Origin of the sequence: Bacillus sp. 16GRE42 (genome assembly GCF_019837435.1) — a bacterium.
Taxonomy (GTDB): Bacteria; Bacillota; Bacilli; order Bacillales; family Bacillaceae_G; genus Bacillus_A; species Bacillus_A wiedmannii.
Genome location: NZ_JADAXF010000008.1, coordinates 1 through 25,306 on the forward strand (window position 1 = coordinate 1; position 25,306 = coordinate 25,306).

The following is a 25,306-nucleotide window of genomic DNA, read 5'->3' on the forward strand; positions in this document are numbered from 1 at the left end:
GATACTATTTATATAATTTATATGGTGGAGGATGACGGGATCGAACCGCCGACCCCCTGCTTGTAAGGCAGGTGCTCTCCCAGCTGAGCTAATCCTCCGAAGTGGTGACCCGTACGGGATTCGAACCCGTGTTACCGCCGTGAAAGGGCGGTGTCTTAACCACTTGACCAACGGGCCAGTATATATGGCAGAGAAGAAGGGATTCGAACCCTCGCACCGCGTTAGCGATCTACTCCCTTAGCAGGGGAGCCCCTTGAGCCACTTGGGTACTTCTCTGTATGGCTCCGCAGGTAGGACTCGAACCTACGACCGATCGGTTAACAGCCGATAGCTCTACCACTGAGCTACTGCGGAATAATAAAGACAATTTGTATCTTATAAAATTTCTTATCGTAAGTCAAGACGTTTTTTCACAACATCTTGTACAAACGTGACATGTTTATAATATACTGGATTGCGTTTTCACTGTCAAGATATTTTCTTTATCAGGTTCAGTTTCCCTTTACACTTTCCGCAGACATATCTTTTTGTATTTATTTGACGTCTTCTTACATATTGAAGCGAGCAGCCCATACATTCATACGTATAAACCTTTTTTTCCTTCTCTTCATTAATTATTCGTTTACAGAAGCGTGGCGCATCAACTTCTTTTAACAATTCACGAAAATCTCTATCCCGGTGCTTATAGCCCCTTCCTGTAATATGTAAGTGATAATGACAAAGCTCATGTTTAATGATTCCGACTAACTCTTCTTTCCCATACATTTCGTAATATCGATAATTCAGTTCAATATTGTGTGTATTCAATAGATAACGTCCACCAGTTGTTCGCAACCTACTGTTGAACATAGCTCTATGTAAAAATGGCATTCCGAAGTATTGTAGTGATACTTCTTCCACCAGACGCTGTATTTCTTGCTCATCCACTCTCATTCCTCCTAAACTAAAAAATATTTTTACACTTTTCTCCTCCCTTATACATATATTAAATAGTACATATACCCATCCTCATTCAAGAAGCGTGGTTTCTAAAAATATAGCATGAATAGAAATCCACTCACCAACCTCTCATCAATAGTACCTTAGATTTTTGAGAGTAGGATTAAACAAGGAGGGATTCCTATGCCTACGTGGCTAAAAAAACAAATGCAACGCGCATATTTTGAAAAAAACCGGTATCAAATTAAATTACTAAATGAATGCTGGTTTTATTATAGCAAAATACATCAAAGCTCATAATCCATTACACGTTTTATCCCATAAAAAAAGAGCAGTTTCATCTGCTCTCTTCTCTTACTATTCAATCGGCAACATGGATAGTGCAACGCGACCTTTTTTCGTATCAATATCATCTACCCATACCTTGACGATTTGTCCGACAGATACAATATCTAACGGATGCTTCACATACTGTTTGCTTAGTTTAGAAATATGTACTAAACCATCTTGTTTTACACCTACATCAACAAAAGCACCAAAATCAACAACGTTACGAACTGTTCCTTCCAGTTCCATACCACGTTTTAAATCTTCTAATTTCAAAATCCCTTTTTTCAGAAGCGGTTTAGGCAACTCATCCCTCATGTCTCGCTCTGGACTAATGAGCGCATCTATAATATCAACTAATGTCGGCTCCCCAACTCCCGTTTCTTGCGATAACTTAGAAATCTCCACTTCTTCTAAGCTCTTTTGTAATTGCAATTGTCCTACGTCATCTTTTGATAACCCTAGACTCTTCAATAACAATTCAACATTTTTATATTGTTCTGGATGAATACCCGTTCGATCTAACGGATTTGCCCCTTCTAATATACGTAAGAAACCTATGCATTGTTCATATGTCTTCGCACCTAAACGCGGTATTTTCTTTAAGTCTGTTCGTTTTGTAAATTTCCCTTCTTCTTCACGCTTTGCCACAATATTTTTCGCAACAGTTTTCGATAAACCCGAAACATATTGCAATAACGCAACTGAAGCTGTATTTACATTCACACCGACTTGGTTAACTGCCGTCTCTACTACAAATGTTAATGATTCATTCAATCTCTTTTGAGATACATCATGTTGGTATTGTCCAACCCCAACTGATTTAGGATCAATCTTCACAAGTTCAGCAAGTGGATCTTGCAGACGTCTCCCAATAGAAACAGCACTTCTTTCTTCAACCTGTAAATTCGGAAATTCCTCACGAGCTAAATCGGAGGCCGAATACACGCTCGCACCAGCTTCGTTCACAATAATATAGAAGACTTCTTGTTTCACATTTTGCAATACATCAACTATAAATTCTTCCGACTCTCTAGAAGCTGTACCATTCCCAATCGCAATCATTTCAACTTGATATTTATCTATAATGGAAAGAACTTTCGTTTTTGCATCTTCATATTTACGAACAGGTGGATGCGGATAAATAACATCAATATATAGAACCTTCCCCGTATCATCTACAACAGCTAATTTACAACCCGTTCTATATGCAGGATCTAAAGCTAACACAACCTTTCCTTTCATTGGAGGTTGTAATAACAAATTACGTAAGTTCTCAGAGAAAATATGTATCGCTTGTTCCTCAGCTGTTTCTGTTAATTCTTTTCGAATCTCTCTTTCAATGGAGGATTGAATTAATCGTTTATAACCATCCTCAATTGCTAACTTTACATAATGTGCACTTTTAGAATCTTTATCACGAATTACTCTCTTATATAAGAAAGTTACTATCTCATCTACTGGTGGAACAACAGAAACTCTCAATATATCTTCTTTCTCACCGCGATTCATCGCTAATACACGATGCGGTACTACTTTCTGCAACGGTTCTTCATAACTGTAATACATTTCATATATATTCTTTTCATCTTTCTCTTCATCTTTTACGGACGAAGACATAACACCTTTTCTAAAAGTAACATTACGAATCCAACTACGATAAGCTGCTTCATCTGAAACGATTTCTGCAATAATGTCTTGGGCACCTTGTAATGCTTCTTCTGCAGATTGCACTTCTTTCTCTGCGTTAATAAACTCCACTGCCTTCTGATTTGGATCTTCTTTCTTATATAACAATAACCATTCAGCTAACGGCTCTAGTCCTTTTTCTTTTGCAATCGTTGCTTTCGTTCTTCTTTTCTCTTTATATGGACGATATAAATCTTCTATTTCTTGCAACTTTACAGCTTTAACAATTTGCTGACGTAACTCTCCTGTCAGTTTCCCCTTCTCATCAATAAGACGAAGAACCTCTTCTTTCCTATCTTCAAGCTGCATCATATATTGCCATCTCTCTAAAATTGTACGAATTTGCACTTCATCTAAAGAGCCTGTCCATTCTTTTCGGTAACGAGCAATAAATGGAACTGTGTTACCTTCTTCTGTTAATTGAATAACATGACGAACTTGCTTTTCGGTAAAGCCTAATTCCTTCACTAACATTTTCATTAACGCTTGTCGATTATCTACCATCTCCATATACAACCGTAACCTCCTCTATAATAAAAAAAAGTTGCCCTGTAAAGAGAGCAACTTAAACTGCCGATTTAAAAATCTATTAGTCCTAAACTAATTTGTAGCGCTTCATCTACACGAATCATCATCACTTCATCTAAGTGAGTGATTTTGTCCGTTAAGCGCTGCTTATCGATTGTTCGAATCTGCTCAAGTAAAATAACAGAATCTCTCTCAAAACCGTACTTTTTCGCATCAATTTCCACATGAGTGGGTAATTTAGCTTTTTGAATCTGTGCAGTAATAGCCGCTACAATCACCGTTGGACTAAAACGATTTCCGATGTCATTTTGAATGACAAGAACCGGACGAACGCCTCCTTGCTCAGAACCAACAACTGGGGAAAGGTCTGCAAAATACACGTCGCCGCGTTTTACAATCAAAATATTACCCCCCGCTAACTAAGCGTTCTACTGTATGAGCTGCTTCATACTCTGCTAAGAAAGCTTCCGATGCAATACCAAGATTAATTTTTCCCATTTCAATGTACCCACGTCGCATTGATTCATGTTGGTAGCGTTTCTTCGTCTTATGTTGACGCAATAACAGTTGTGTTGCCTGGCAAATTAGTTCATGGCGATTCTTATTCTCTTGTTTTCCAATTCCGTCCAATTCCGTTACCATTTGCTTTGGCAACCGAACCACGATTTCAGTAGTTACACTTGATTCGGACACAAAAATACACCTCCACCGTCAACTACACACCCAAATATATATATGACACCTATTGTAATAATACCATTGTATGGAGCCTGTTGCAAAGACTTCCTTATTCCTTGCTTATGTTTTCCAATTCACAAACAAAACATTCATATTCTTTTATTTTTATCTTATTACAAACAAGAAACGAAAGAGTTCCCCTGCAAAATTCACGTTAAATTATGTTAAAAGTAATGATAAGTAAAAAGCTTCTCATCAAAATGAGCTTATTCTTAACCAATGAACAGTCCTCTCAAATGACAAGAAGCAAATCATACTACATTCTATATATTGTTCAAATAATTGATTACTTCTACAACCTTGCCGTGCCGTATGAATATTCTCGGCACACGGAAGCTTATCGTTGCAATAATTTCATAATTAATAGTCCCGGAATATTCAGCAACCTCAGTAGCACTAATATACTCATCACCTTGTTTTCCAATGAGTGTAACTTTCGTACCAAGCGGCACTTCACAAGGAAGGTGTATCATGAATTGATCCATTGTTACTCGACCTACAATCGGTACCCTTTTACCATTTATAAGCACTTCGAACCCTTGTAATCTTCTAAGCCATCCATCTGCATATCCAATCGCAACAGTTGCAATCCATTCTTCCGTTTTCGTTCGGTAAGTGACGTTATAACTAATCCCATCCCCTTTAATCACCTGTTTAATATGAGCAACTTTCGTATGCAGCGATAGCGCCGGTTCTAATTTAAACGGTAAAAAAGGGCGTATTTCTACAGACGGGGATAACCCATACATCGCAATGCCAATTCGTACTGCATTAAATGTAATCCCTTGAAAACGTAGCGTTGCAGCACTATTAGCTGTATGGACAAACTTAGGATCCACTCCGAACTCTTTCAACCAACTTAACTGCTGCAAAAATGTGTTATATTGCTTATCAAAGTAAGAAGTCTCCACCTCATCCGCTGTTGCAAAATGTGTATAAACTCCTTCTAATTCTAAAAACGGCGCACCTTCTAAACTCTTTAAAAACCCTTTTAATTCTTTTCGTTCGCGTATTCCAATTCTCCCCATACCACTATCGAAATTAATGTGGTATTTCATTGTAGATGAACCATCCCAAAGTTTGATCGCTTCATCTACCCATTCTTTTTGAAAAACAGTTAACGCTACATCATTTTCAGCAGCTACATTGACATCACGAGGCGGGGAAGGACCTAACACTAAAATCGGTACAGTAATACCAGCCCTTCGAAGCACTAGAGCTTCATCTAAAAAGGCAACCGCTAACCTTGTCGCCCCTGCTTCTAATGCCGTTTTAGCTACCGGTACATAATCGTGTCCATATGCATTCGCTTTGACTACAGCAAAAATCTCTACATCACTTGGAATGAAATCTTTAATGTGTGTAATATTGTTATAGATCGCATCTAAATCCACTTCCACCCAAGTGTCACGGTAAAATGGTGCTTCTTCCATAAATACACTTCCTTATACACGATATGCGAAGCTTATTCTTTTATATGCTTCTTTTATGAAATCCACCCTTCAAACTAAGAAAAGACGTGGTGCACATATATCACCACGTCTAAGAAGTTTACTTCACTTGCTTCTCTGTAACTGAACGAGCAACCATTAATAGCTCCTTCGGCTCTAAACCTTTAGACACGAGCATATATTCTACTCCGTTATGCGACCACGTTAAAGAATCTTTCGTCAATGCCCCAATTGTAAAGCCAAGATCAACCAATTCTCCGCTCACACTTATCGCTGACGAAGCCTCTGCAACTTTTGCCTTTTCTTGTATCAAAGTAAAGGATTTCTTACTTCCAGTGTATGTGAGTATCGCACGCTTGCCACTGTCTGTCTTCAACTCTTTTTCATCTTTCAAAACCATACCTTGCGGCGTATCACGCGGATACAAAATAGCAAATGGTTTGTCTTCTTTCGCTGTTGTTTGAACATCTACTTGCGCTCTAGACATATTTTGTTTCGTATCAAATGCACCTTTATCAAATTTCGCATCAAATTTCACTTTTGAGAAATCTACTTTCACAAGAACATTTTGATCATTATCCATTAACTTCACCGAAACTGGTGTTAAATCACTTTTCTTCAATGTAATCTCTTGTTTCGGCAACATGTTTTGATGTTGATAGTTTGTTTTTGTTTTAAAAATATAATACTTATCTGTTTTTTCAAAAGTAAGGTTTTTCTTATCCTGTAAAATATCTCTCACAAGGGATTCATACAAGTAAGCCTGGCTACTATTTTGCGGCCAATCACTTTGGAAACGGAAACTCTTATTAAGTGCTGGCGTTAATACAAATACCCCTTCTTCATTTCTTAAAATAATTTGGCTTTGATCTTTTTTCGCATTCTGCAAATTCACACGATAAAAAGAAGGTTCCTTATGCCATATTTCTACCTTGTACTCCTGAGGCTCATTTCCTGTTTTAATAGATAATTTCGCTTCAGCTTGATAACTTTTTATCCCTTTTACTTTCGCCTCTAAATCTCTCACAACATCATCTTGTTTCTTTTCCATACAACCCGCCAACACAAAAACGGTTAATAAACCGACAAGAACTAAAAACAGACGCCTTTTCATCACTTCAGCCCCTTTGCCCCTATAAATGAATGGAAGATGTACCTTCCTTATCGCTACATCAAATATATGAGACAAAGATATAAAATATGCAGACTAGCGTGACGAGCTTTCTAAAACAACTTGAGCAACAGCAAATTCCTTACTATGACTAATTGATAAATGAACAATATACTCTGTACTTGTAACGAGAATCGGCTTACCTCTATCATCATTCCTTACTTCAATATCTAAAAAACTTACTTCTTTTCCAATACCAGTTCCTACCGCTTTTGAATACGCCTCTTTCGCTGCAAATCTTCCAGCTACAAACTCTGTAAGGCGACTTCCCTTCAGCTCCTTAGCAACATTACGTTCACTTTCAGTTAAAATACGCTCCATAAATTTAAGTTTTCCATCTAGCATTTTTCCAATTCGATTCAATTCAATAATATCGATTCCAATTCCTACAATCATTTCAAAATCCCCTTCTTCTATTTAGCTTTCTTTTTTCATATTGTAAGAATAACAGAGAATCTTTCTGATGCAAAAGGAGTGATACTCACAACATGCTAATACCTTCTGCCCGCATTTCCTTACAACCAATCGTCATCGCTTTACTTCTCATACAATTAGTCATGATTATGTCAAGCGACTTCCTTCTCTTTCCTATGGCATCCTACAATGAATATATCGCTAAAGGAGAATGGTGGCGTCTCATAACTTCCTTACTTGTACATGTAGACTTACAACATTTCCTTTCTAATAGTATTTGTTTATTTGTGCTTGGCTCTTCTATTGAAAAACAACTAGGACACTTTTCTTTCATTATTATTTTTTTCCTTTCTGGTATTCTTGGAAATATTTCTTCTTATCTCATTATGCCTCTTGAATATATTCATGCCGGAGCATCTGGTGGTATTTTCGGATTGCTAGGTGCACAATTATTTCTATTGTATAGTCGATATCGTTCTTCCAATCCAAGAGACATCGCTATTTTTTCAATCATGATATGTATATTACTACTATTCACTTTCTTCAATCCCTCTGCTAACCCTATAAGCCATTTAACAGGATTGATCATTGGCGGTATTTGCACCCCTTTATTAACAAAAAAATTCGATGGTGCAGAGCTTATTTAATATAAAAGCTCGCACCATCGACAATTTCTACATCTGTTTGTTTACTTAAATCTCTCATTAATTGAAATAAAGACTCATCCTTCTTCTTCGCTTCAATCATACAATCAATTTGCGAAACACTTCCCTTTATCTTTTTTAAAAAAGATAAAAAAGTATCTACATTAATAAAGTCCGCATGTGCTCTCGGGTCTTTTCCCTCTCTAGGACTAGAAATGTGCATTTTCACCGGTAACAAAGACGATTCCCACGTATGTACAACACGCGCCCAATCTTCATGCCAATCTTCTCGATCATTATTCATCATATGGTGATGCAAATCAAACACGACTGGAATATCTAATTTTTCACCTAAATACAATGTTTCTTCTAAAGAAAAAGTCGTATCATCATTTTCTAATATGATCATCTCTTGGATACTTCTTGGAACACTTGACCAATTTTCTATAAATCGTTCTAATGCGAGTTCCTTATCGTTATAACCTCCACCCACATGTAATACGCATCGTTGCTTATGTGCAATTCCCATACCTTTTAATAATTTTTTATGCATCTGCAATGTCTTTACAGATTGTTTAAAAATATTCTTCTCAGGTGAATTCAGCACAACAAAATGATCTGGATGAAAATCAATACGCATATTCATTCGAATAGCGTAATCACCTAGCACTTTTAAATTTTCTTTTAAGGGGCGAATATAGTTCCACTCTAACAACTCCTCATGATTCGCCAAAGGAACAAGTTTGGAACTAAGCCGAAAGAAAGATATATCATGCCCTTTATTATGCTTTAATAACCGTAAACAATTTTCTAAATTCGAATTAGCAATTCTTTCGAGTTTACGAATTGCAGCCTCCCGATCATCAATTCGTTGAAACTGCGCATATGTCATCGTTTGAGATGGAGATGCATTCTTTAAATGTACACTCATCGCAACATACCCAAGTCTTACAAGCATGTAGCACCTCTTTTCTACACAAGTTATTATGTAGTATGTACAATTACAGAAATAAAAAAAGAGAATGCCAGCAAAGGGCATTCTCTTTTTTATTAAGCTTGTGGACGGCTATGATGTTTTCTTTCGCCACGTCCATTTGAAGATCCAGGGCGACCTTGACCTTCACCTTTACGACCACGGCTACCACCATCACGATTGCGATCACGGTTACGGCCATCGCCACCACGGCTACCACCATCACGATTGCGATCACGGTTACGACCATCGCCACCGCCGCGTCCGTCACGACTACGATTACGGTTACCATCACGGTATCCGCCTCCGTTACCGCCACGTTTTTTAGAACCGCCACCTCTTGAAACAACTGGTGGTTCTGATGTTAAAGCGATTGGAGTTGTATCTGGCTCTTTTGTCATCATTTTTAAAGCAGCAGCTACTACTGTTACAGAATCATTCTCTTCTAACATTTCTTCTGCAATACGCTTGTAGTATGATAAATTATCATTTTCAATTGTACTTTGAAGTTTTTCAGCGATTAAACGTTGTTGACCTTCTAATGCCTCGTCAAGTGTCGGTGCTTCCATACGATCAACTTTACGTTTTGTAGTGCGCTCGATATTTTTTAATTGTCCTGATTCACGTGGTGTTACAAATAACATTGCAATACCTTTTTTACCTGCACGGCCAGTACGACCGATACGGTGAACGTATGATTCTGGATCTTGTGGGATATCGAAGTTATATACATGTGTTACGCCTGAAATATCAAGACCACGTGCAGCAACGTCTGTTGCAACAAGAACTTCAATAGCACCTTCTTTAAATTTACGTAATACAGACATACGCTTCGCTTGTGTTAAGTCACCGTGAATACCTTCTGCTGCATAACCACGTAAGTTTAATGCTTCTGATAATTCATCAACACGACGCTTTGTACGACCGAATACGATTGCAAGCTCTGGAGATTGAATATCTAATAAGCGTGTTAATACGTCAAACTTTTTCTTTTCTTGCACTTCTAAATAGAACTGCTGAATGTTTGGCATTGTTACTTCTTTTGCTTTTACTTTAATGTGTTGAGGCTCAGTCATGAAACGCTCAGCAATACGACGGATTGGATCTGGCATTGTCGCTGAGAATAATAATGTTTGATGTGTATCTGGCACATCTGTTAAAATCGCTTCAATATCTTCAATGAAGCCCATGTTTAACATTTCATCCGCTTCGTCAAGAACAACTGTCTCTACGTTTTGTAAGCGAAGTGTTTTACGGTTAATATGATCTAAAATACGACCCGGCGTACCAACAATAATGTGTGGGTGTTTTTTTAGAGCACGAATTTGGCGGTTAATATCTTGACCACCATAGATTGGTAAAATACGAACGCGTTTATGTTTACCAATTTTGTACAGCTCTTCTCCAACTTGAATTGCTAATTCACGCGTTGGCGCGATAACAATACCTTGAACTGCTTCTTTATTTGTATCCACTTTATCTAATAGTGGTAATCCGAATGCTGCTGTTTTCCCTGTACCTGTTTGCGCTTGCCCAATAATATCCTTACCTTGCAATGCATGTGGAATTGTTTCAGCTTGAATCGGCGTAGCCTCTTCAAAGCCCATACTTTCAACAGATTGTAGTAAAGACTCACTTAATCCTAATTCTCGAAATGTTGTCAATGTTACTTCTCCTTTTCTATCCTATACTTATCATTTAAAAAAAGGCGTTTTCCGAATTTGCGGAAAAGCCCTTTTCCTGAATGCTCACGTATATAAACGGGCGTATATTCTTCGCGAAAATACTTCTAAACGTTATTACACTTTATCAATTATAAGTTTTGTATGTGCAAAAAGCAAACCCAACTGTTACCTTATTTTCATATTCAGAGTTTTTTTCTTCACTTTTATTTTTTTATATTTACTGTAAGCGCTTATTATAAGTTTCTTCTATTTTCGCATCTATCATCCCTATTTATATACACCAATTATTTCAACATCGTAATTACTTCTTCCAATTTCATGCCGCGAGATGCTTTTATTAATACAACATCTTTAACATCAACTACTGCTTGTAACTCTTTTACTAGCTCTTCTTTATTATCATACGCTTTTACACGCTCAATAGGGAAATTAATTTTTGCTCCTTCAGCAATTTGAGCCCCTAATTTACCATATGTGAACACATATGCAATTTTTGCTGGATCGATTAATTTACCGACTTCATAATGAAACTGTACTTCTTGATTTCCAAGCTCTAACATATCACCGAGTACAACGATCTTCTTAGCAAATCCATCTAAACCGTTCATTAAGTGGAATGCTGCTTCCATAGCTGTCGGACTTGCATTATAAGCATCATTGATAATTGTTAATCCACTATTTGTTTTTACAATTTCCATACGCATGCCTGTCATTTGAAGTGTTACTAAACCTTCTTTCATCTCTTCCCACGTTACACCAAAATATTTCGCAATTGCCATTGAAGCAAGCGTATTGTACACATTGTGTTTTCCTAATACTGGTAAGTAAAATGAAATATTTTCTTCTCTATTCATTTTAAAATGTGTCCCAGTTGCCTGTAATGTTACAGTCGTTGGATAGTAATCATTTGCTCTAGCATCGCCAAAAGTAACTGTTTCAGCTATTAAATTCATTTCAGGAACACGATTTGTTAATAATGGCTCATCTCCGTTATATACGAACACTCCACCTTCTTGTAATCCTGTCACAATTTCTAATTTCGCTTCAGCAATTGCCTCACGAGAGCCTAAGTCCATTAAATGTGCCTCACCAATGTTCGTAATGATAGCTGCATTTGGACGAGCTAACTTAGATAAGAATTCAATTTCCCCTTGGCTTGACATACCCATTTCTAATACAGCTACTTCTGTATTTTCTTCTAAGTTTAAAATAGTAAGAGGTAACCCGATATGGTTATTAAAGTTGCCTTCTGTTTTTTGAACTTTGAATTTAGTTGCAAGAAGACTTGTTACAATATCTTTTGTAGATGTTTTACCATTACTCCCTGTCACACCAATAACTTTCACATCCAATTGATCGCGATAGTTTTTCGCTAACATTTGTAATGCCGATAGCGTGTCTTCTACAAAAATAACGGGAAGATTCTTAGGTGGATTTGCTACATCTTTCATCCATAATGTCGCCACAGCTCCATTTTCAACGGCTTTATCTACAAAAGCATGTCCATCGAAACGTTCACCTTGAATCGGAACATATAGGTTGCCTTTTTCGATTTTTCTCGTATCAATAGACACTCCTTGTATAGTAATTCCCTCATATTGCTCTGCTAATCCCGTACCATTTACCATCTGTTCTACTTGTTTTAACGTTCGATTTATCATGAGAACACTCCTTACATAGAGGAAGCACTATTCCTGCGAATAGTGCTTCCTCCTTTTTTGTTAGATTGTATATTTAATTTTTTGTTTTTCTTCGTGACGCTCAATCGCTAAACGAATTAGCTCTTCAATTAATTCCGGATACGGTAATCCAGTATGTTGCCATAGTAGAGGGAACATACTAAACGGCGTAAACCCTGGCATCGTATTCACTTCGTTAATATATACTTCTCCATCTTTCGTTAAGAAGAAATCAGCTCTTGTTAAGCCAGCACTATCTAACGATTGGAATGCAATAATTGCATCTCGCTTAATGACATTAGACTCTTCTTCTGTCATTTCAGCCGGAATAATTAATGCTGTATCGCCATCGATATATTTCGACTTATAATCATAGAAGTCCTTTTTCGGTACGATTTCACCTACAACTGAACATTTCGGTTCATCATTACCTAATACACCAACTTCTACTTCACGTCCAACGATATTTTCTTCTACAATAATTTTGCGGTCAAATTGGAATGCCTCTTCAAATGCATTCTCAAGCTCTTCACGATTTTTACACTTATTAATACCAACACTTGAACCAAGGTTTGCTGGTTTTACGAAGCAAGGATATCCTAAAACTTCTTCTACTTTTTCATATGCTGTTTCACAATCTTTTTCCCATGCACTACGAATAAACGATGCATACTTCGCTTGTTTCAATCCAGCTTCTGCGAAGATGTTTTTCATAACAACTTTATCCATACCAGCAGCTGATGCTAGAACACCATTTCCTACATAAGGAATGTTCATTAATTCTAATAATCCTTGAACCGTTCCATCTTCACCATTTGGTCCATGTAATAATGGGAAAATAACGTCAATAGCATTTTCTTCAGAAGCTGCAGATGGAATGATTTCTGTACTTAATGATAGCGGAGAAATCGCATTTTCTGCGCCGCTCATTTTTAGAACTTCAACATCTGTTACTTCACCTTCAATACGCTCACCGCGCACCCATTGACCTTGTTCTGTAATATAAATTGGATGAATCTCGAATTTATCTTGATTTAATGCTTTAATAGCAGCAAGAGCCGTTTGTAGCGAAACTTGATGCTCAGCTGATTTTCCACCATATAATAAACCTAATTTAATTTTTGTCACTGAAATCACCCTAACCAATTGTTTTCATTTTTCTATTTTAGCACTTTTTATAAAAATAGGTAGTTCCTATTTGAAATAAAATGTAACTTCCACAAATAATTAAATGACACCACTTATTGGTTTTCTATACTTTTTCTACTTAACTTTCTTCATAAATATACAAAATTAAATTCTAAAATACAGTGAAACTTTCATTAACGAGGGGCCATCCCCACTAATTATCAGCCCGCACCAATCGGGCAGTTATCTCCCGCCGAATTTTGAGGTGGAAGTCTTACTGCCCACAAATAGTGGGATAAAATTGTAATCCAATCTAGTTATGTACCTAAAATATGTAGAAATCCCCTTTTTGTGTATGTCATCTACTCATTAAGAAGATTGTTTGGTCAGTTTGCCTTTTTGCCTTTGCTCAACGAGACGATCTAAAGAAACATATACAATACCTGCAACTACACATCCTACAGCTAAAATTGTAAATAGAAAGTGGCCAAGTAATCGATCCAATAAAAAACCACCAAGAAGTGGACCGAATGCGCCTCCTGTAATCCACTGCAAACTTGCAGCTCCCATATAAGTCCCTCTCAAGTGCTCAGGAGCCAAATTCGCTACAAACGTCATCTGTACAGGCGACATAATCATCTCACCTAACGTATATATGGCATAAACGAACAGCAACGTTATTAAAATAATCGTAGCATTTGCATCAAATTCTCCAAACCACTTCGGTAACCATCCTATAAAGAACAAACCAATCCCGAACAAACATGCACCATATAACATCGTCTTTCCGACAGGTTTATCTGTGGCCCATTTTGAAATTTGAAATTGGAACAACACAACTAATAGTCCATTTAAAGCCATTAAATATGGATATGGATTGTTAGTTCCAAAAATGCCTTTCATTTCATTATCAAAGTGCAGCGGCAACATACCTTCTGTTTGAGAAAATCCCATCGAAATAATGATACCTGCTAACAAATAAATCATTAGTGCCTTATCTCTCATTACAATTTTCCAAACCGCCCCTGATTCCTTTTCTTTATTCTCTTCTTTATTCGCGCCCTTTGGCATTGTCTCTTGAATAAGAATGAATACAAGTAATGCATAAAATAACATCGTAGACGAGGCAATAATAAACACAAGGTTCTTCGACAACATAACTACTGAAGCACCCATTATCGGGCCAATTGCAGCACCTATATTGTACCCCATCCGCAATAAACCGTATGCCTCGGTTCTTTTTTCAGGTGCTGTTACATCCGCAACCATCGCTGATGCAGCGGGATGGAATAATGAATTACTGAGTCCTAAAAAAATAGATAAAATAGCATAAGGAATAAATCCTTCTATAAATAAAAAACCTAGCATGAACAAAGCATTACTCACCATTGAAAAGATCATTATTGGCTTTCTTCCATATATATCAGCAATCCTCCCACCAAGAAGAGAACCGAAACTTGCGGCAATCGGAGAAAGTGCCATAATAACCCCTACTTCCAATAACGAATCCACCTTATCTTTTAAATATAGTGCAAAAAAAGGCATCAACATCATCATTGCAATTCCATTTAACGTTTCGCCAATAAACCGAATCCATATGTTTCGGTCCATCTCCCTTAACTCACGCCACGTATTTTTCATACATTCCCCCCTCAGTTCCCCAACAATTATATTATATACACAATCAGAAAAATGTAAATTTTCAGAATAAAAAATCCATCCTAACAGAATTAGAATGGATTTTTCAACTTATAAATTTGCTGCATCTTCTTCGTCTTTACTATTATTTAAAGCACTATGTTTTCGACTATATAAGAAGTAAACCGCAATACCGATAACCATCCATACCCCAAAACTAATCCAAGCAGTTCCGGATAACTGAAGCATTAAATATAAACAAAAAATCACCGTTAATGCTGGTAAAAATGGTACAAGCGGTGCCTTAAATGCTCTTGGTAAATCCGGATGAGTTCTTCTCATTACAATAACAGCAACAGCTACAAGTGCAAAGGCTGATAAAGTCCCCATATTTACAAGATGCGCTAACACATTTAAATCTATTAATCCTGAAATAAGTGCTGCAATAATTCCTGTTGTCCATGTATTTAAAAATGGTGTTTTAAATTTTGGATGGACTTTAGCAAGGCGCTTCGGCAATAATCCATCTCTACTCATTGCATACGAAACACGTACTTGCCCATACATCATAACTAACATTACTGTTGTGATTCCTGTAATTGCTCCTACTGAAATTACTCCCGCTAAACTATCTTGTCCAATAAATTGAAGTGCAAAAGCAACTGGATCTGATATATTTAACTGTCCGTATGGAACAATTCCTGTCAAAATAAGTGAAACAACAATATAAAGAACCGTACAAATTAATAAAGATGCAATAATGCCAATTGGTAAATCACGTTGTGGACGTTTCACTTCTTCTGCTGCCGTTGAAACTGCATCGAATCCTATGAATGCGAAGAACACTGTCGCAGCTCCAGCCATTACACCATCTAAGCCAAACGGCATAAAAGGTGTCCAATTTTCAGGTTTTACATAATTAAAACCAGCAAAGATAAAGATGAGAACAACCGCTAATTTAATAAACACCATAATGTTATTTATTCGTGCACTTTCACGAACACCTCTAGATAAAAGAACTGTCATCACTAAAATAATTAGAACCGCAGGCAAATCAATTATTCCACCCTTTCCTGTACCAGGGGCCGAGGAGAGAATGGTAGGAATATGGATCCCAAATCCCTTTAATAAAGATTGAAAATAAGCGGACCAACCGTTTGCTACAGCAGATGTAGCGAGTAAATACTCAAGCATTAAGTCCCATCCAATTAAAAATGCGAATACCTCTCCCATCGTCGCATATGTGTACGTATACACACTGCCTGAGACAGGAACTGAAGAAGCGAATTCAGCATAACAAAATGCAGCAAAGGCACAGGCTAACGCGGCTATCGCAAATGATAATATAATAGCTGGTCCAGAATGTTTTGCTGCTACCACGCCCGTTAGAACAAAAATACCTGTTCCAACAATTGCCCCGATTCCAAGCATAGTTAAATCCAATGCACCCAATGTTCTTGCTAACGTCTTTTGCTTACTCTCTTGCATTAGCTTTGCAATAGGCTTCTTTTGAAAAATTTGCTTCATAGCATGCTCCTCCAAGTTTTAAATTTTCTGAAAATTTTTAATTCGCTTTTTTATTTTACTCATTGTACTTTCCCCAGTCAATACTTTTGTCGAAATAAGTAGAAATCTTTCAGAACATACAATATCCTTATCGTTGTTTCTATATATCTTTCCGTATTTTTTTTTGGTATTATTATACATGTCGATTCCACAAAAGAGGCATGCTCACTTATTGAGCATGCCTCTTTTTACCTATTTCATAGTATGTGAACCTTCTTCAATCCAGCTATACATATATTTTTCATCTTCTGTTTCATGTGCTTGCTTTACAATACGAAGCGGACGGAACGTGTCTATCATAACAGCTAGTTCAAGTGTTTCTTTCTTCCCTATACTTCCCTCTGTTTTACCAGGATGCGGCCCATGAGGAATTCCGCTCGGATGAAGTGTAATAGAACCTTCTTCCACACCTTTCCGGCTCATAAAGTTTCCTTCTACATAGTACAGTACTTCATCACTATTCACGTTACTATGATAATATGGTGCCGGAATAGATTCTGGATGATAGTCGTATAAACGTGGTACGAAAGAACAAATAACGAAATTGTGACCTTCGAACGTTTGATGTACTGGAGGTGGCTGATGAATACGACCTGTGATTGGTTCAAAGTCCTCTACATTAAAGACCCACGGATATAAATAGCCATCCCAACCAACAACATCTAACGGATGGTGCCCTAAAACATGTTTATGCATATACCCTCGCGACTTTGTCATTACGACAAACTCACCTTTTTCATCATACGTCTCTAATTTTTCAGGACCACGAATATCTCTCTCACAAAACGGACTATGCTCTAACAATTGTCCATATTCATTCCGATAGCGACGCGGCGTTGTGATTTGACTATTTGCCTCTACAACAAGAAATTTAGTCTCTCCTTCATCTGGAATAACACGATAAATCGTTCCAATTGGGATTGTTACATAATCACCTTTTCGATAGTGAATCGTTCCAAACATCGTTTCAATTTTCCCTGTTCCATAATGAACAAATAACATTTCATCACCATCACCATTACGGTAGAAATAGTCCATTTTTTCTGTTGGAGCCACTATTCCAATTAATAAATCCTCATTCCCAAGCATAAAATTTCTTCCGCTTACTGCATCGCCAGTTTTTTTATTTTCTTTTGTGCGAAAATGACGATGAGCAAGAGCTACATCTTCTTCATACTGCAACTGACAAGAATGAGATAATGCCGCATGACCTACTTCCGTTGGCATATAATGATGGTACAAAATAGATTGCGTACCAGAAAAACCTTTTGTTCCCATTACCTGTTCGCGATAAAGCGACCCATCTTTTTTACGGAATTGTACATGTCGTTTATGAGGTAGCTCCCCCATGTGACGATAAAACATGCCCATCACCTGCTTCCATTTCTTTTTTGACCGTATTACGTAACGTACCTAAACCAGTAATCGTAAGTTCTACAACATCCCCATCTTGCAGCCACTCTTCCGTACCCAGTTCTAAAACACAACCTGTTCCTACTGTCCCAGAACCAATCACATCGCCTGGATATAACGTAACGTCTTCCGAAGCACGTTCAATCATTTCAGCAAATGTATAGTAAATATCTTGGAAGTTCCCCTTTGATAATAGCTTTCCATTTACATGAGCAGTCATCTCTAACTCATAACGGTCACCGTTACGATAAACATCCAATTCCTCTTTCGTAACAAGGTGCGCTCCTAATGAAGTTGCAAAATCTTTTCCTTTTGCTGGACCAAGTCCTACCTTCATTTCTGTTGCTTGTAAGTCCCTTGCACTCCAGTCGTTCATAATACAATAACCAAAAATGTATTCCTCTGCTTGCTCACGAGAAATATTTCTTCCTTCTTTCCCAATTACGCAAGCGATCTCTAACTCATAATCAAGCTTTTTAGATTTCTTCGGACCAATTACAAAATCATCCGGACCAATTACAGCACGATGGTTCGTAAAATAAAAAACCGGGATATCGTACCATTCAGGTACAACCTCTAGCCCTCTCCGGCCGCGGGCCGTTTTTACATGCTGTTCAAACGCGTAAAAATCCCGAATACTACTCGGATTAGGAATTGCCGCCGCTAATTGCACTTCCTCTAAGGAATATATACCCTTTTCTGGATTCTCTATATTACGCAATACTTCTACATACTCATCCGCTTTCTCTAAAAAGGCGAACATAGAAGAAGGTAATTTTCCATCACTAGCAAGATTCATATCAATTACTTTGTCACCTTCAAGCCATCCAGCTCGCATTTCTTTCGAAGGAAGACGAAATGTAACAAATTTCATCATGATTCCTCCCTATAAAAATGAAATTTCCACCAGCAAAGAGACTTTTGCTGGTGGATACAAATCTTATAAGTTTCCGCGACGTTCCTGTTCTCTTTCAATTGATTCAAATAATGCTTTAAAGTTCCCTTCTCCAAATCCGCGAGAACCTTTACGTTGAATAATTTCAATAAATAAAGTTGGACGATCTACAATTGGTTTCGTAAAGATTTGTAGTAAGTATCCTTCCTCATCGCGATCTACTAAAATCTTTAATTCTTTTAACCTATCAATTTCTTCATCAATTTTCCCAACTCGCGCACTTAACTCATCATAATAAGTATCAGGTGTATCTAAAAACTCCACGCCATTTTCACGAAGCGCTTCCACTGTTTTAACAATATCGCTTGTTAATAAAGCAAGATGTTGTACACCTGCTCCATTATAGAATTCTAGATATTCTTGAATTTGCGATTTTCTCTTTCCATCTGCTGGCTCGTTAATAGGGAACTTAATACGACTTCCATTTGTCATAACTTTCGACATTAATGCTGAATACTCTGTACTAATATCGTCATCATCAAAATGAATCATTTGTTTAAAGCCCATAACATTCTCATAATAGCTAACCCATTCTTCCATTTTCTCAACATTACCAACTACGTGGTCTACAGCAATTAAACCTGACTCTTCAAACGGAATATTAAACTCCACCTGTTGGAATCCTGGCATAAATGTTCCTTTATAATTTTTACGCTCTACAAGCGTGTGAATTGTATCACCATACGTACCAATAACTGCTTTTTTCAATGTACCGTTCTCGTCTGTTAATTCCACAGGTGGAGCAATCGCGACGGCACCACGTTTCACAGCTTCCGAGTATGCTTTGTCAACATCGTCAACAAGTAAAGCAACATCTTTTACACCATCACCATGTGTCTTTACAAATTCTGCGATACGATTATCGCTACTTAAAGCTCCAGACACAACAAAACGCATATTTTTTTGCACAAGAACATAAGATACCTTTTCACGGTTACCAGTTTCTAATCCAGAGTAAGCCACAATTTTGAAACCGAATGCTCTCGCAAAGTAATAACTTGATTGCTTTGCATTTCCTACGTAAAATTCCAAATGATCTACATCACGTACCGGAAAAAAGTCCTCCATTTGTGCAGCTAGCGTATCCATAGATTTTTGTTTCATAAAATTCTCATCCCCCTGTAAATAGATTAAATGGTCCATATTTAAAACCAACCGAAAACGCTTCCAACATCAATTAATAGAAATTAGTTAGCAAGCTAACAAATTCTGACCTTTAAAATTTTCTATCTTTTCTGTCAAATTCCTCTTTTTTTCTTACATATAAAATTCGACTTTTTTCTCTTTACATGACGGAGGGAATATTAATACTTGAAGATATATATGAGAGGAAAACAAAAAAGACCCCAACATATTAACTACTTACTAATATGCTAGAGTCTTTATTTTTTTTGAATGATTGTATTTATATGTCTCATACTAATACATTTGCAAGGAATAAAATAAATGATGTTAATACTACCGCTCCACCTAATGATCCTAATAAATCTGTTTTTGTTACTTGTAACACTTGTTCACTGTTCATATTCCTCATTCTCCTTTCATTTTGTATGATTTAAAACTTCTATTATACTAATACACTTGATAGAAATACGATTAATGCCGTTAATACTACTGCTCCACTTGCCGATCCTACGAAGTCACCTTTTGTTACTTGTAATACTTGCTCTTTCATTTTGCATTCTCCTCTCTTTTTCTTTTATTACAAAACTTCTATTATACTAATACGCTTGATAGAAATACGATTAATGCCGTTAATACTACTGCTCCACTTGCTGATCCTACGAAGTCACCTTTTGTTACTTGTAATACTTGCTCTTTCATTTTGCATTCTCCTCTCTTTTTCTTTTATTACAAAACTTCTATTATACTAATACGCTTGATAGAAATACGATTAATGCCGTTAATACTACTGCTCCACTTGCTGATCCTACGAAGTCACCTTTTGTTACTTGTAATACTTGCTCTTTCATTTTGCATTCTCCTCTCTTTTTCTTTTATTACAAAACTTCTATTATACTAATACGCTTGATAGAAATACGATTAATGCTGTTAATACTACTGCTCCACTTGCTGATCCTACGAAGTCACCTTTTGTTACTTGTAATACTTGCTCTTTCATTTTATGTATCCTCCTTTTTAATAAGTTATCTATATGTAATTTCTAAGAAATGTTTATTTCATAGTTTTTATGTTAGCGTTACATTAAAGTTATTAACGTAACGTTTGTAACATTAATGTAACATAACTATTGCTACGTTGCAATATAATTACGTAAATTTTATTACACTTTTTTTACGTTTTTTTATAAACACCCTTAAAAACCCCGTTTTAATGCACTTTCTACTAAACTGACATTTGTAATGTTATTGTAACATTACAGTCATATAACGAAACACCCTCATACATACCTCTATTTTTGTTACAAATTAAAGTACATATTCAAAGTAATAAGATGGCGCCTATCAAATTTTTACTGACGGTTCACGCGAGATAAAATACGATCTTTCCAAGATAAGTTTATATGTTTCCTCTATATAACTATGTATAATAAAAGCAAAGAGGTGGTCATTTTGAAATTAATCGCATTAGATATGGATGGTACGCTACTATCATCTAATCTTGAAATCTCCAAAGAGAACTTACAAGCTATCCAAACTGCAAAAGAGGCTGGTCATATAGTCATGATTTGTTCTGGTCGTGCAAAAGAGGATGCTTTGAAATTATTGGAAGAATATAAACTATCTCTTCCAGTTGGAGCGAGCAATGGGGCAATTGTTTATGTGGATGGAAAAGTAATTAACTCGCGTTGTTTACAAAACGATAAAGTATACAAGCTTGCAAAATTACTAGAATCTGAAGGTTTTCCTTATAAGCTATATACGAATAAAGGAGTTTATTCTCCATATACATGGCAAGATCAAGTCATGCAAGCGTTCGAAGAAAACAAGCATGCACTAGATGTTACACTTGAAGAACTTGAAAGAATTACAGAAAAACAAAAGAAATCAAACTTAATTACTGATTTCCAAAAAATAGAAGATGTTGTAAATAATCCAGAATTAGAAATATCTAAATTCTTCATTTTGACATTTAATGCAGCGCATCGTGCACAGCTATTAAGCATGTTACAAGAAGACACTGATATTTCAGTTACGGCATCAGCTCCTACTAATTTAGAAATTATGGATAAGCATGGTCATAAAGGGAACGGTCTACAAGAAATGGCTGCTTATTTCAATATACCAATTGAAGATACTATTGCGATTGGGGACAACTTTAATGATGTGCCAATGTTACAAGTAGCTGGCTTATCAGTTGCAATGGGAAATGCTGAAGAAGATGTAAAAAAATTATGTGATGTCGTAACATTAACAAATAATGAGCATGGTGTTGCTCATGCAATCGAGAAATTTGTATTGCAACAAACTTCATCTAGTAAATAAAAAAGGACTCTTTCAATTTGAAAGGGTCCTTTTCTTTTATACATGATGACAAGCAACAAAATGCTCTTCACCAACATTACGGAATTCTGGTACCGTTTGTTTACAAATATCTGTTGCAAACGGGCAACGTGTATGAAAGCGACAACCCGAAGGTGGATTTGCTGGACTTGGAATATCACCCTCTAGTATAATCCGCTCTCGCTTCACTGTTGGATCTGGTATTGGCACAGCTGATAACAATGCTTTTGTATACGGATGCAGTGGGTTCGCAAATAACTCATCACGCGGCGCTGTTTCCACAATCGTTCCTAAATACATAATTCCAATTTTCGTACATAAGTGCTCTACTACGCTTAAATCATGTGAAATGAACAAATAAGATAGTCCCTTTTTCTCCTGTAACTCACTAAATAAATTAATGATCTGTGCTTGAATAGATACATCTAGTGCTGCCACAGGTTCGTCAGCTACTATAAATTCCGGATTTAATACCATAGCTCTTGCGATAACGATACGCTGACGTTGTCCACCAGAAAACTCGTGAGGATACCGGTCAATATGATATGGGGCTAAGCCACATAACTCTAATACTTCTGTCACTTTTTCACGAACATTTTCTTTCGTCGCTAGTCCGTGAGCCAACATCGGCTCGCCAAGTGCTTCTCCAATCCTCATTCTCGGATTCAATGAGCTAAATGGATCTTGAAACACAAGCTGCATATTAGGACGATGTTTTCTCAATTCCTCTTTTGATAGAGAATGAACATCGTGTCCTTTAAACTTCACTTCTCCCTCCGTTTTTTGAACGAGACGTAAAATTGTTTTTCCTATCGTCGTTTTTCCGCTTCCTGATTCACCAACGAGACCGAAAACTTCACCTTTATTAATAGTAAAACTTACTCCATCAACTGCTTTCACATGTCCAATCGTTCTACTAAATATGCCGCCTTTAATTGGGAAATATGTTTTTAAGTTTTTTACTTCTAATAATGGTTCACTCATTGTCCCGCACGCTCCTCATATAACCAGCAAGCTACTTTATGATTCTCATCATGTACATTCAGATTTGGCGCTTCTTCTTTACATATTTCCATACAATGCTCACAACGACCGCTGAAGTAGCAAAATTCATCCAAACCGACTAAATTAGGAACTTGCCCTGGAATAGAATATAGTTTATCTATTCGTTTCCCCATCACTGGTTTTGATTTCAGCAAGCCTTTCGTATACGGGTGTTTCGGATTTTGGAATATTTCTAGTACTGGTGCTTCTTCAATTACTTTCCCACCATACATAACGACAACGTAATCAGCCATTTCTGCTACAACGCCTAAATCATGTGTAATTAATAAAATGGATGTTTTAAATTCTTCTTTTACTTGTCTTAATAAGTCTAATATTTGAGCTTGAATCGTAACATCAAGAGCCGTTGTCGGTTCATCCGCAATTAATAACTTCGGATTACAACTAAGTGCAACAGCAATCATAATACGTTGTAACATACCACCACTCAGTTCGTGCGGATATGAATGGACGATTTCATCCGCACGAGCTATGCCGACTTTACGAATTAACTCAATTGCCTTCTTATACGCTTCATTCTTACTAAGTAATTCATGCTCCCTTAACGTCTCTACGATTTGTTCCCCTACAGTGAAGACTGGATTCAGCGATGTCATCGGTTCTTGGAAAATCATCGCAATATCATTACCTCGTAAACTACGAAGCTCTTTCTCTTTCATTCCTAAAAGACTTTTTCCTTCATATAAAATATCTCCACCTACTACACTGCCTGATTCAGCAATAAGTCCCATAATAGATAAAGCTGTTACACTTTTCCCACAACCTGATTCGCCTACAACACAAACAGTTTCACCTTCTCGAACTGTAAAGCTAACATGATTCACAGCTTTTACTGTCCCTTCTTCTGTCTGAAAGTGTGTTTGTAAGTCTTTCAGCTCTACTACCGCTTTACTCATACCTTCTCACCTACCGTCTCATCTTTGGATCTAACGCATCACGAAGTGCATCACCAAGTAAATTAATGGATACAACTGTTATAAAAATTGCAAAACCAGGCGGAATCCATAACCACGGACGCTTTTGGAAATCAATTAACGAGTTAGCTGCACTAATCATATTCCCCCATGATGGTGTAGGTGGAACGACGCCGAGACCTAAGTAACTTAGTGCGGATTCACTTAAAATTGAACCTGCAACACCCAAAGTTGCTACAACAATAAGCAACGGAAAGACGTTAGGAATTAAATGATGAATAATTTTCCGAGAATCCTTTAATCCTAATACATCTGCTGCTTGCATAAAGGCTTGCTCCCGCAATGTTAAAATTTGTCCTCTCACAAGCCGGGCAAGTCCTGGCCATCCTACTAAACTTAAAATAATCATTACAACATATAAACGGTATTCCGATGGTAATTTCCATTCTGATAAAATTGCTCCCATTATAATAAGTAGCGGTAATCCCGGAATGGACATTAACACATCCGCAACACGCATAATTAGATGATCAACAACCCCTCGATAAAAACCAGCAATTGCTCCTAATAGAGCACCTAGTATAACGGATAGTAGCATCGACGCTAAACCAATTGTTAATGAAATACGTCCTGCTTGCATAAGTCTAGTTAAAATATCTCGTCCCAACTGGTCTGTTCCAAGCCAATGTGACAAGCTGGGTGGTTTATTAATTTGTGTTACTTGTACTTTCCCATCAGCATACGGTGAAAAGATCGGACCGATAAAACTAAATAAAAACATAAATATTAAAACGTATAGGCCATACAATGCCATCCTATTTTTCTTAATTTTTTTATACGCTTGGCGCCATGGTGATGATTCGTTACCCTTTTTCCGTTCTTTCTTTTTCTTTATTAGTGGTGTAATAGTCTCCATATCTTTCCC

General features: G+C 37.0%; 27 protein-coding genes and 4 tRNA genes. 3 read left to right on the forward strand and 28 right to left on the reverse strand.

The annotated features are described in order from the left end of the window. Nucleotides 1–22: 22 nt before the first annotated feature. From ILS93_RS26205 to ILS93_RS26225, 5 genes are all read right to left on the reverse strand, one after another. Nucleotides 23–98, reverse strand: a tRNA-Val gene (locus ILS93_RS26205). A gap of 4 nt (nt 99–102) precedes the next feature. Then, nucleotides 103–177 (reverse strand) — tRNA-Glu (locus tag ILS93_RS26210). 8 nt (nt 178–185) lie between these two features. After that, nucleotides 186–276, reverse strand: a tRNA-Ser gene (locus ILS93_RS26215). 3 nt (nt 277–279) lie between these two features. Beyond that, nucleotides 280–354, reverse strand: a tRNA-Asn gene (locus ILS93_RS26220). Between the two features lie 114 nt (nt 355–468). Next, nucleotides 469–933: a SprT family protein gene (locus tag ILS93_RS26225; protein WP_141669113.1), complete on the reverse strand. Its 465-nt coding sequence runs from the start codon at nt 931–933 to the stop codon at nt 469–471. 189 nt (nt 934–1,122) lie between these two features. Here ILS93_RS26225 and cmpA point away from each other — a divergent pair, with 189 nt between their 5' ends. Beyond that, nucleotides 1,123–1,239, forward strand: coding sequence for a cortex morphogenetic protein CmpA (gene cmpA, locus ILS93_RS26230; protein WP_001143642.1), 117 nt, complete (start codon nt 1,123–1,125; stop codon nt 1,237–1,239). 57 nt (nt 1,240–1,296) lie between these two features. Here cmpA and ILS93_RS26235 read toward each other — a convergent pair whose 3' ends face one another. The 6 genes from ILS93_RS26235 to acpS all read right to left on the reverse strand — a co-directional run bounded on the left by ILS93_RS26235 (nt 1,297) and on the right by acpS (nt 7,239). After that, nucleotides 1,297–3,465: a Tex family protein gene (locus ILS93_RS26235; protein WP_222661609.1), complete on the reverse strand. Its 2,169-nt coding sequence runs from the start codon at nt 3,463–3,465 to the stop codon at nt 1,297–1,299. Nucleotides 3,466–3,533: 68 nt separating this feature from the next. Next, nucleotides 3,534–3,884: a type II toxin-antitoxin system endoribonuclease NdoA gene (gene ndoA / locus ILS93_RS26240; protein ID WP_000635963.1), complete on the reverse strand. Its 351-nt coding sequence runs from the start codon at nt 3,882–3,884 to the stop codon at nt 3,534–3,536. Nucleotides 3,885–3,888: 4 nt separating this feature from the next. Beyond that, a complete protein-coding gene (locus ILS93_RS26245; RefSeq protein WP_000004570.1) occupies nt 3,889–4,176 on the reverse strand; it encodes an antitoxin EndoAI in 288 nt (95 codons plus the stop codon). 308 nt (nt 4,177–4,484) lie between these two features. Then, nucleotides 4,485–5,654 (reverse strand): alanine racemase, encoded by a 1,170-nt coding sequence (alr, locus tag ILS93_RS26250; protein WP_000390587.1) that lies wholly within the window; start codon nt 5,652–5,654, stop codon nt 4,485–4,487. 118 nt (nt 5,655–5,772) lie between these two features. Further along, nucleotides 5,773–6,723 carry a LolA family protein gene (locus ILS93_RS26255; protein WP_142289421.1) on the reverse strand — a complete coding sequence of 317 codons (951 nt, stop codon included), beginning with the start codon at nt 6,721–6,723 and terminating at the stop codon, nt 5,773–5,775. Nucleotides 6,724–6,879: 156 nt separating this feature from the next. Beyond that, nucleotides 6,880–7,239: a holo-ACP synthase gene (gene acpS / locus ILS93_RS26260; protein ID WP_222661610.1), complete on the reverse strand. Its 360-nt coding sequence runs from the start codon at nt 7,237–7,239 to the stop codon at nt 6,880–6,882. 92 nt (nt 7,240–7,331) lie between these two features. Here acpS and ILS93_RS26265 point away from each other — a divergent pair, with 92 nt between their 5' ends. Continuing rightward, nucleotides 7,332–7,904, forward strand: a complete 573-nt coding sequence (locus ILS93_RS26265; RefSeq protein WP_064475233.1) for a rhomboid family intramembrane serine protease — start codon at nt 7,332–7,334, stop codon at nt 7,902–7,904. Here ILS93_RS26265 and uvsE read toward each other — a convergent pair. The 14 genes from uvsE to ILS93_RS26335 all read right to left on the reverse strand — a co-directional run bounded on the left by uvsE (nt 7,897) and on the right by ILS93_RS26335 (nt 21,060). After that, nucleotides 7,897–8,859 carry a UV DNA damage repair endonuclease UvsE gene (gene uvsE / locus ILS93_RS26270; protein ID WP_088048235.1) on the reverse strand — a complete coding sequence of 321 codons (963 nt, stop codon included), beginning with the start codon at nt 8,857–8,859 and terminating at the stop codon, nt 7,897–7,899. The genes ILS93_RS26265 and uvsE overlap by 8 nt on opposite strands. Before the next feature lie 92 nt (nt 8,860–8,951). Continuing rightward, nucleotides 8,952–10,538 carry a degradosome RNA helicase CshA gene (cshA, locus tag ILS93_RS26275; protein ID WP_000206596.1) on the reverse strand — a complete coding sequence of 529 codons (1,587 nt, stop codon included), beginning with the start codon at nt 10,536–10,538 and terminating at the stop codon, nt 8,952–8,954. A 305-nt stretch (nt 10,539–10,843) separates the two neighbouring features. Then, nucleotides 10,844–12,220 carry a UDP-N-acetylmuramoyl-tripeptide--D-alanyl-D-alanine ligase gene (gene murF, locus ILS93_RS26280; RefSeq protein ID WP_064475235.1) on the reverse strand — a complete coding sequence of 459 codons (1,377 nt, stop codon included), beginning with the start codon at nt 12,218–12,220 and terminating at the stop codon, nt 10,844–10,846. Between the two features lie 60 nt (nt 12,221–12,280). Beyond that, nucleotides 12,281–13,366 carry a D-alanine--D-alanine ligase gene (locus tag ILS93_RS26285; protein WP_000161438.1) on the reverse strand — a complete coding sequence of 362 codons (1,086 nt, stop codon included), beginning with the start codon at nt 13,364–13,366 and terminating at the stop codon, nt 12,281–12,283. 369 nt (nt 13,367–13,735) lie between these two features. Beyond that, nucleotides 13,736–15,007 (reverse strand): MDR family MFS transporter, encoded by a 1,272-nt coding sequence (locus ILS93_RS26290; RefSeq protein ID WP_064475236.1) that lies wholly within the window; start codon nt 15,005–15,007, stop codon nt 13,736–13,738. A 108-nt stretch (nt 15,008–15,115) separates the two neighbouring features. Further along, nucleotides 15,116–16,531, reverse strand: a complete 1,416-nt coding sequence (gene bcaP / locus ILS93_RS26295; RefSeq protein ID WP_000809356.1) for a branched-chain amino acid transporter BcaP — start codon at nt 16,529–16,531, stop codon at nt 15,116–15,118. A 231-nt stretch (nt 16,532–16,762) separates the two neighbouring features. Beyond that, a complete protein-coding gene (locus ILS93_RS26300) occupies nt 16,763–17,935 on the reverse strand; it encodes a homogentisate 1,2-dioxygenase (RefSeq protein ID WP_064475237.1) in 1,173 nt (390 codons plus the stop codon). After that, nucleotides 17,901–18,857, reverse strand: a complete 957-nt coding sequence (locus tag ILS93_RS26305; RefSeq protein ID WP_076542525.1) for a fumarylacetoacetate hydrolase family protein — start codon at nt 18,855–18,857, stop codon at nt 17,901–17,903. The genes ILS93_RS26300 and ILS93_RS26305 overlap by 35 nt, the downstream gene beginning before the upstream one ends. Nucleotides 18,858–18,923: 66 nt before the next feature. Further along, a complete protein-coding gene (gene hppD, locus ILS93_RS26310; protein WP_098110814.1) occupies nt 18,924–20,042 on the reverse strand; it encodes a 4-hydroxyphenylpyruvate dioxygenase in 1,119 nt (372 codons plus the stop codon). Nucleotides 20,043–20,352: 310 nt separating this feature from the next. After that, nucleotides 20,353–20,463 (reverse strand): DUF3948 family protein, encoded by a 111-nt coding sequence (locus tag ILS93_RS26315; RefSeq protein ID WP_001083700.1) that lies wholly within the window; start codon nt 20,461–20,463, stop codon nt 20,353–20,355. Nucleotides 20,464–20,505: 42 nt separating this feature from the next. Continuing rightward, nucleotides 20,506–20,613, reverse strand: a complete 108-nt coding sequence (locus ILS93_RS26320; RefSeq protein ID WP_000664237.1) for a DUF3948 family protein — start codon at nt 20,611–20,613, stop codon at nt 20,506–20,508. 41 nt (nt 20,614–20,654) lie between these two features. Further along, nucleotides 20,655–20,762 carry a DUF3948 family protein gene (locus ILS93_RS26325; protein ID WP_000664237.1) on the reverse strand — a complete coding sequence of 36 codons (108 nt, stop codon included), beginning with the start codon at nt 20,760–20,762 and terminating at the stop codon, nt 20,655–20,657. Between the two features lie 41 nt (nt 20,763–20,803). Beyond that, entirely contained in the window at nt 20,804–20,911 is a 108-nt protein-coding gene (locus ILS93_RS26330; protein WP_000664237.1) for a DUF3948 family protein, read from the reverse strand. Between the two features lie 41 nt (nt 20,912–20,952). Next, complete coding sequence (locus ILS93_RS26335; RefSeq protein WP_000664237.1) at nt 20,953–21,060, reverse strand: DUF3948 family protein; 108 nt, start codon at nt 21,058–21,060, stop codon at nt 20,953–20,955. 451 nt (nt 21,061–21,511) lie between these two features. On the opposite strand from ILS93_RS26335, the gene ILS93_RS26340 reads away from it, so the two are divergent. Beyond that, entirely contained in the window at nt 21,512–22,384 is an 873-nt protein-coding gene (locus ILS93_RS26340) for a Cof-type HAD-IIB family hydrolase (RefSeq protein ID WP_142315334.1), read from the forward strand. Nucleotides 22,385–22,420: 36 nt separating this feature from the next. Here ILS93_RS26340 and ILS93_RS26345 read toward each other — a convergent pair whose 3' ends face one another. The 3 genes from ILS93_RS26345 to opp4C are packed head-to-tail and all read right to left on the reverse strand — an operon-like array spanning nt 22,421 to nt 25,297. Further along, a complete protein-coding gene (locus ILS93_RS26345) occupies nt 22,421–23,386 on the reverse strand; it encodes an ABC transporter ATP-binding protein (protein WP_098101587.1) in 966 nt (321 codons plus the stop codon). Next, nucleotides 23,383–24,363: an ABC transporter ATP-binding protein gene (locus ILS93_RS26350; RefSeq protein ID WP_000030797.1), complete on the reverse strand. Its 981-nt coding sequence runs from the start codon at nt 24,361–24,363 to the stop codon at nt 23,383–23,385. Before ILS93_RS26350 ends, ILS93_RS26345 begins: the two co-directional genes overlap by 4 nt. A 10-nt stretch (nt 24,364–24,373) precedes the next feature. Continuing rightward, nucleotides 24,374–25,297 (reverse strand): oligopeptide ABC transporter permease, encoded by a 924-nt coding sequence (gene opp4C, locus ILS93_RS26355; protein ID WP_222661611.1) that lies wholly within the window; start codon nt 25,295–25,297, stop codon nt 24,374–24,376. Between the last annotated feature and the right edge of the window lie 9 nt (nt 25,298–25,306).